Raw genomic sequence first — 6,000 nt, 5'->3', positions numbered from 1 at the left:
AAGCGGGGACCCAGGTCTTTGGGCGGTCAGGCTTGTGGCGTGGGTCAGGATCGTGGTCCAACGTTTTGCCGAGCGAAAGCACTGGGTCCCCGCTTCCGCGGGGATGAGCGGATGAATTAATGGCCGATACTGCAACCTCCGCACCGATTCCCTTGGGCCAGAGGATCAAGCCCGCAGGGCCCGTCGCCAACCCGGCAGCAGCGGACCGCCTGTTTGAAACCCTGATAGAGGCCGCCGACGCAGGCGGCTGGCGCGAGACCCTCGACGCCGCCTGGGACGCCCTGGCGCCGGTCGCCGGCGCCTCGCCCTACCTCGCCGGCCTGATGCGTCGCCGCCCGGACCATCTGCGCCGAATTCTGCAAAAGGACCCGGCGGAGGGTCTCGCCGGGATCATCCGCGACACCGACGCGCTGGACGCTGAACCCGACAAGGTCCGCGCCCCGCTGCGGGTGCTCAAGGCCGACCTCCACCTGCTGACCGCCCTGGCCGACCTCGGCGGCGTCTGGGATCTGGATCAGGTCACCGCCGCCCTGTCGAACTTCGCCGACGCCTCGTGCCGCGCCGCCCTGCGCGCCGTCGCCGCCGAACAGAGGGCGCGGGGGCGGCTGGTTTCGCCGCCCGGCGATCCGCGCGGGCCGATCCCCGGTCTGTTCGGCCTGGCCATGGGCAAGCACGGCGCCAATGAGCTGAACTATTCCTCCGACATCGACATTTCGCTCTTCTTCGAGCCGCGTCTGATGGTCCTGGCCCTGCGCGAGGGCGAGGAGATGCAGGACTTCGCCAATCGCGTCGGCAAGGGGATCGCCACCCTGCTGACCGAGCGGACGGCCGACGGCTATGTCTTCCGCGTCGATCTGCGGCTGCGGCCCGACCCGTCCTCGACCCCGCCGGTGGTCGCGGGACCGATGGCCCTGGCCTATTACGAGAGCGTCGGCCAGAACTGGGAGCGGGCGGCCTTCATCAAGGCGCGGCCGGTGCTGGGCGACATGCGGGCGGCGGGCCGGTTCCTGAAGGCCATGATCCCCTTCATCTGGCGGCGCAGCCTGGACTACGCCGCCGTGCTCGACATCCAGTCGATCAAGAAGCAGATCCACGTCCACAAGACCGGCGAGGGGCTGCACGCCGCCGGGGCCAATCTGAAGCTGGGTCGCGGCGGCATCCGCGAGATCGAATTCTACGCCCAGACCCAGCAGTTGATCCTGGGCGGGCGCGATCCGGGCTTGCGCAAGCAACGCACGCTGGAGGCGCTGAAGGCGCTGGCCGACGCCGACCACATCCCCCAGACGGTCTGCGAGGAACTGTCGGCCGCCTATGTCGAACTGCGCGGGCTGGAGCACCGGGTGCAGATGCTCGACGACGAGCAGACCCACCGCCTGCCCGAGGACAGCGAACGCCGCGCCGCCGTCGCCGCGCTGGCCGGTTCCGCGCTGGCCGGTTCCGGCGATCTGGCGGCCTTCGACGCCCATGTCGAGGCCCTGCTGGTCCGGGTCAACACCCGCTACGGCGAGCTGTTCGAGGGCGGCGAGGATCTGGATTCCAGCTATGGCAGCCTGGTCTTCACCGGGGTCGAAAACGACCCCGAGACCCTGGAGACCCTGCGCCGCATGGGCTTTTCCGAGGCGCCCTCCGTCGCCGACACCATCCGTTCCTGGCACCACGGCCGCATCCCGGCGACGCGGACGGCGCGGGGCCGCGAGCTGTTCACCCGCCTGGCGCCGCGTCTGCTGGAGGCCCTGGCCCGGTCCGGGGCGCCGGACGAGGCGTTCCGGCGCTTCGCCGTCTTTTTCTCGGGCCTGGCGGCGGGGGTCCAGGTCCAGGCCCTGTTCCTGAACCAGCCCAAATTGTTCGAGATGGTGCTGGGCGTCATGGCCTTCGCCCCGCGCTTGGCCCGCACCCTGGGGCGGCAACCGGCGGCCCTGGACGGCGTGCTGGATGCGCGCTTCCTGGTCGATCTGTCGGAAGAGACCGGCCTGACCGAACAGATGCTGCGCGAGGCCGGCGAGACCGACGATTTCGAAGGCGCCATGAACGCCGTGCGCCGCCTGCACCGCGAACAGATGTTCCGCATCGGCATTCACGCCATGACCGGACGCGCCGGCGCCGAGGCGGCCGGACGCGCCTACGCCGCTCTGGCCGACGCCGCCATGCTGACCCTGTCCCCGGCGGCCCTGGCCGAGACCGAACGGCTGGGCGGCGCCTTGCCCGGCGCGGCGGCGGTGGTGGCCCTGGGCAAGGCCGGGTCGCGCGAGATGACGGCCGCGTCCGACCTGGACCTGATGACCCTGTACGACGCCCCGCCCGAGGCGACCTCCGCCATCAAGGGCTGGAGCGCCGACGTCTTCTACGCCCGCTTTACTCAGCGGCTGATCGCCGCCCTGTCGGCCCACACCGCCGAGGGCGGGCTGTATGAGGTCGATATGCGGCTGCGGCCCACCGGGTCCAAGGGGCCGGTGTCGGTTCGGCTGTCGGCCTTCGACGACTACTATGCGCGCGAGGCCGAGACTTGGGAGTTCATGGTCCTGACCCGCGCCCGCGTCGTCTGGGCCAGCGATCCCAAGTTCGGCGCCCAGGTCTCGGCGGCCATCGAGGCGGCCCTGCGTCGCCCGCGCCCCGGCGTCGATGTCGCCGCCGATGTGCGCAAGATGCGCGCCCTGATGGACCGCGAGCGCCGCCCCCACGGCTTCTGGGACCTGAAGCTGTCGCCGGGCGGCCAGGTGGACGCCGAGTTCGCGGCCCAGTACCGCCAGCTCCAGGCCGCCGCCATCGGCGAGCCCCTGACACTGTCCACGCTGCAGGCCCTCCACGACGACCCGGTCCTGGCCGAGGCCTGGCGTATCCAGCAGCGATTGGCCCATCTGTTGGCCGCCGCCTTCGAGGGCCGGGTCGATCCCGAGGCCGAACCCTCAGTCTTCCAACTGCGTCTGGCGGAGGCCGCCGGCGCGCAGGATTTCGAAACACTGAAGACCGAACTCGCCGATCTGCGGGCGCGGGCGCGCAAGGCCTTCGAACGCGCCGTTCCCGCCGGCCGCGACGGAGAGTCCGCGACGCCGCGTTCAATCCCCTGACAGGGCAATGTCAAAGGGGCGCCGAAAGCGACCCATGGAGATTATCGAGATGAGAAACACCTTCCTGACCGGCCTCGGCGCCGTCGCACTGGCCGCCGTCGCCGGCGTCGCCACCGCCCAGGTTCCCGCGCCCGCTCCGCAGGGCCTTCAGGCCGCCCCGGCGCCGCATCACCGTCGCGGCGAGCCGAACCGGCAGATCACCCGCGCCGACTTCGTGGACGCCCGCGTCGCACGCCTGACCGCGCTAGACGCCGATCGCGACGGTTCGGTCAGCGTCGAGGAACGACAGGCCGCCATGCAGGCCCGACGCGCCGAACACGCCCAGGCCCGGTTCGCCAAGATGGACGCCGACGGCGACGGCGCGATCAGCCGAGCCGAATTCGACGCCGGCCACGCCGCCCGTCCCGATCGCGGTCCGCGCGCCGAACACGTCGGTCGTCGCGGCGGCGGTCCGCGTCACGCCAAACGGGGCGCGGATCGTGCGCACGGCCCGGTGACGATCGCCGAGGTCGCCGCCCGGCTCGGCGAGCAGTTCGACAAGATGGACGCGAACCGCGACGGCGTCGTTTCGGCCGAGGAGCGTCGCCCCGCCATGACCGCGCATCGCGCTGAACGCCGCACCGAACGCCAGCCGCGCCGCGCCGCCCGCCAACAACCGGCTGCGCCTGCGGCGGCTTCGGAGTAAGAGAAATGTCGGGGTCGGCCGTCGCGTGCGAATCGGTCCCTTTCGTCAGCAACGAAAGAGGCGGGATTGGTCGCGATCGTCGACCCCGACGAGGATCTTGTGCGCCGCGTGGGTCAGGGCGACCCTGCGGCGACGCAGGCGTTCGTCGCGCGCAAGCTGCCGCGCATCCTGGCTCTGGCCCAACGCATGCTGGGCGATCCGGTCGAGGCCGAGGACGTGGCCCAGGAGGCCATGCTGCGGGCCTGGCGTCAGGCGCCCAAATGGACCCCCGGCGCGGCGCGGTTCGACACCTGGCTGCACCGCGTGGCGCTGAACCTCTGCTACGATCGGCTCAGGCGTCGGCGCGAGATCCCGACCGAAACTCCGCCGGACCGGGCCGACGACGGGCCGGCCCCCGATCGGGGGCTGTTGGCGGCCGAGACGGGCGCGCGGGTCGATGCGGCGCTGAAGGCTTTGCCGGATCGGCAGCGCGAGGCCGTCGTGCTGTGCCATTATCAGGAGCTGTCCAACATAGAGGCGGCGGTCCTGATGGAGATCAGCGTCGAGGCGCTGGAAAGTTTGTTGTCGCGGGGACGGCGCGCCATGCGCGTCGCGCTCGCGGATCTGTCGCCCCGGTCTGACGGGCGACGCGAAGGAGACGGACGATGAAGATCGAACGGCTTGAAGCCCTGGCCCAGGCCTATGGCGGCGACCTGCGTCGCTGGCCGGCGGACCAGCGCGCCTTCGCCGAGAGCCTGATCGCGGTCGATCCGGCGGCGCGCGCGGTGCTGGACGATGCGGCGGCGTTGGACGCCCTGCTGGACGCCTCGCCCGTCATCGCCCCGTCGACCGACCTTGCGGCGCGGGTGTTGGCTTCGGCGCCGGTGCGAAAGGTGCGCGGTCATCTGCGTCGGGCGGTATGGTTCTTGGGCGCCGGTTGGGCGGCCGCGGCTTGTGCGGGCGTGGTGGCCGGCGTCGGCCTGACCACCCATCTGACCGCCGACGACCGCGCGGACGCCGTGCTTTACCAGTCCACCCTGACCGGGGTGGACGACGCCGAGGTGCTGGGATGAGGTCGAGAACCCTGAAGATCGCCCTGGCCGTTTCGGTGGCCCTGAACCTGTTCGCCCTGGGCGGCGGCGCGGCCTATGTGGTTAGCCGCGACCGGGTCGAACGCAAGATCGAGGACCAGCAGCGGCCGGGCCGGGAAGGGCCCTTCGTCGAAATCCTGCGCGGGCTGGAGCCGGCGACCCGCGCCCGTGTGCGCGCCGCCCTGCGTCAGAGCGCCCTGGCGGCGCGACCCGATTTCGAGGCGGCGCGGGCGGCCCGACGCGAGGCCATCGCCATCGCCGGCGAGCCGACGATGGATCCGGCGAGGGTCTCTGCCCTTCTGGAACGCTCGCGCGCGGCCGAGATGCGCGGGCGCGCCCGGCTGGAAAGCGGCGCCGTCGCCGTGCTCGCCACTCTGGACCCCGAGGATCGAAAGGCCCTGACGCCCATCCTGCAGCGCAAGGGCGACGCCCGTCGCACCCTGGTGCATCACGACGACCGGCGCGACGCGCCGGCCCGCTGAGGCGGCGGATCAGCCCTTTTTCGACGCCCGGAACGCGGCGACCGCGTCCACGGCGGCGCGGACCTTGCTCTCGATCCCGGCCCAGTCGCCGGTCTTGACCGCTTCATCCGTGATCAGCTTGGAGCCCATGCCCGCCGCCACGATGCCCGCGCCGAACCATTTGGCGATGGAAGCCTCGTCCGGATCGACGCCGCCGGTCGGCATGATCTTTACCCAGGGCAGCGGTCCCTTGACCGCCTTGACGAAGTCCGGCCCGCCCACCGACGCGCCGGGGAACAGTTTGACGATGTCGCAGCCCAGCTCGTGCGCATTGCTGATGTCCGTCACCGAACCGCAGCCGGGGAAATAGGCGACCATGCGCCGGTTGCACACCTTGGCCACGTCCGGGACCAGGCAGGGGCTGACAACGAAGCGCGCGCCCCGGTTCAGGTAAAGCGCCGCCGTGCCGCTATCGACCACCGAGCCGATGCCCAGCACCACCTCGGGATCGGTCTTGATCAGTTCGCGATTGATCTCGCCGAACAGGTCGCAGGCGAAGTCGCCGCGATTGGTGAACTCCACCACCGGCGCCCCGCCGCGCGCACAGGCGCGAATGACGTTCAGGCTGACCTCGGGATCGGCATGATAAAAGACCGGGCACACGCCCTGGCTCTCGAGCGCCTGAAGCACGCTGACGCGATCATGGGTCATGGACGGTT

The 6,000-nt window shown here is 71.2% G+C and carries 6 protein-coding genes; 5 read left to right on the top strand and 1 reads right to left on the bottom strand.

Going from position 1 to position 6,000, the window contains the following annotated elements; genetic code table 11:
• Positions 1–119: 119 nt before the first annotated feature.
• From ACODSC_RS14890 to ACODSC_RS14870, 5 genes are all read left to right on the top strand, one after another.
• Positions 120–3,065: a bifunctional [glutamine synthetase] adenylyltransferase/[glutamine synthetase]-adenylyl-L-tyrosine phosphorylase gene (locus ACODSC_RS14890; RefSeq protein WP_488814784.1), complete on the top strand. Its 2,946-nt coding sequence runs from the start codon at positions 120–122 to the stop codon at positions 3,063–3,065.
• A 49-nt stretch (positions 3,066–3,114) separates the two neighbouring features.
• The gene (locus ACODSC_RS14885) at positions 3,115–3,750 is read left to right on the top strand and encodes an EF-hand domain-containing protein (RefSeq protein WP_488814782.1); all 636 of its coding nucleotides are present in this window, start codon (positions 3,115–3,117) and stop codon (positions 3,748–3,750) included.
• 66 nt (positions 3,751–3,816) lie between these two features.
• Positions 3,817–4,398, top strand: a complete 582-nt coding sequence (locus ACODSC_RS14880; protein ID WP_488814781.1) for an RNA polymerase sigma factor — start codon at positions 3,817–3,819, stop codon at positions 4,396–4,398.
• Positions 4,395–4,802, top strand: a complete 408-nt coding sequence (locus tag ACODSC_RS14875; RefSeq protein WP_488814780.1) for a hypothetical protein — start codon at positions 4,395–4,397, stop codon at positions 4,800–4,802. The genes ACODSC_RS14880 and ACODSC_RS14875 overlap by 4 nt, the downstream gene beginning before the upstream one ends.
• The gene (locus ACODSC_RS14870) at positions 4,799–5,302 is read left to right on the top strand and encodes a periplasmic heavy metal sensor (protein ID WP_488814779.1); all 504 of its coding nucleotides are present in this window, start codon (positions 4,799–4,801) and stop codon (positions 5,300–5,302) included. The genes ACODSC_RS14875 and ACODSC_RS14870 overlap by 4 nt, the downstream gene beginning before the upstream one ends.
• Before the next feature lie 9 nt (positions 5,303–5,311).
• Here the strand turns inward: ACODSC_RS14870 and ACODSC_RS14865 are convergent, their stop codons facing one another.
• Positions 5,312–5,992 carry a bifunctional 4-hydroxy-2-oxoglutarate aldolase/2-dehydro-3-deoxy-phosphogluconate aldolase gene (locus tag ACODSC_RS14865; protein ID WP_488814778.1) on the bottom strand — a complete coding sequence of 227 codons (681 nt, stop codon included), beginning with the start codon at positions 5,990–5,992 and terminating at the stop codon, positions 5,312–5,314.
• Positions 5,993–6,000: the final 8 nt, after the last annotated feature.

Source organism: Brevundimonas sp. FG128, assembly GCF_057809775.1.
Note: the sequence above shows the minus strand (reverse complement) of the source record. Positions and strands in the feature narration are given on the sequence as shown.

What these genes read in the sequence shown, in the direction of transcription:
- ACODSC_RS14870 (WP_488814779.1), top strand. Translation starts at nt 4,799, where the DNA reads ATGAGGTCGAGAACCCTGAAGATCGCCCTGGCCGTTTCGGTGGCCCTG.
- ACODSC_RS14890 (WP_488814784.1), top strand. Translation starts at nt 120, where the DNA reads ATGGCCGATACTGCAACCTCCGCACCGATTCCCTTGGGCCAGAGGATC.
- ACODSC_RS14865 (WP_488814778.1), bottom strand. Translation starts at nt 5,992, where the DNA reads ATGACCCATGATCGCGTCAGCGTGCTTCAGGCGCTCGAGAGCCAGGGC.
- ACODSC_RS14885 (WP_488814782.1), top strand. Translation starts at nt 3,115, where the DNA reads ATGAGAAACACCTTCCTGACCGGCCTCGGCGCCGTCGCACTGGCCGCC.
- ACODSC_RS14875 (WP_488814780.1), top strand. Translation starts at nt 4,395, where the DNA reads ATGAAGATCGAACGGCTTGAAGCCCTGGCCCAGGCCTATGGCGGCGAC.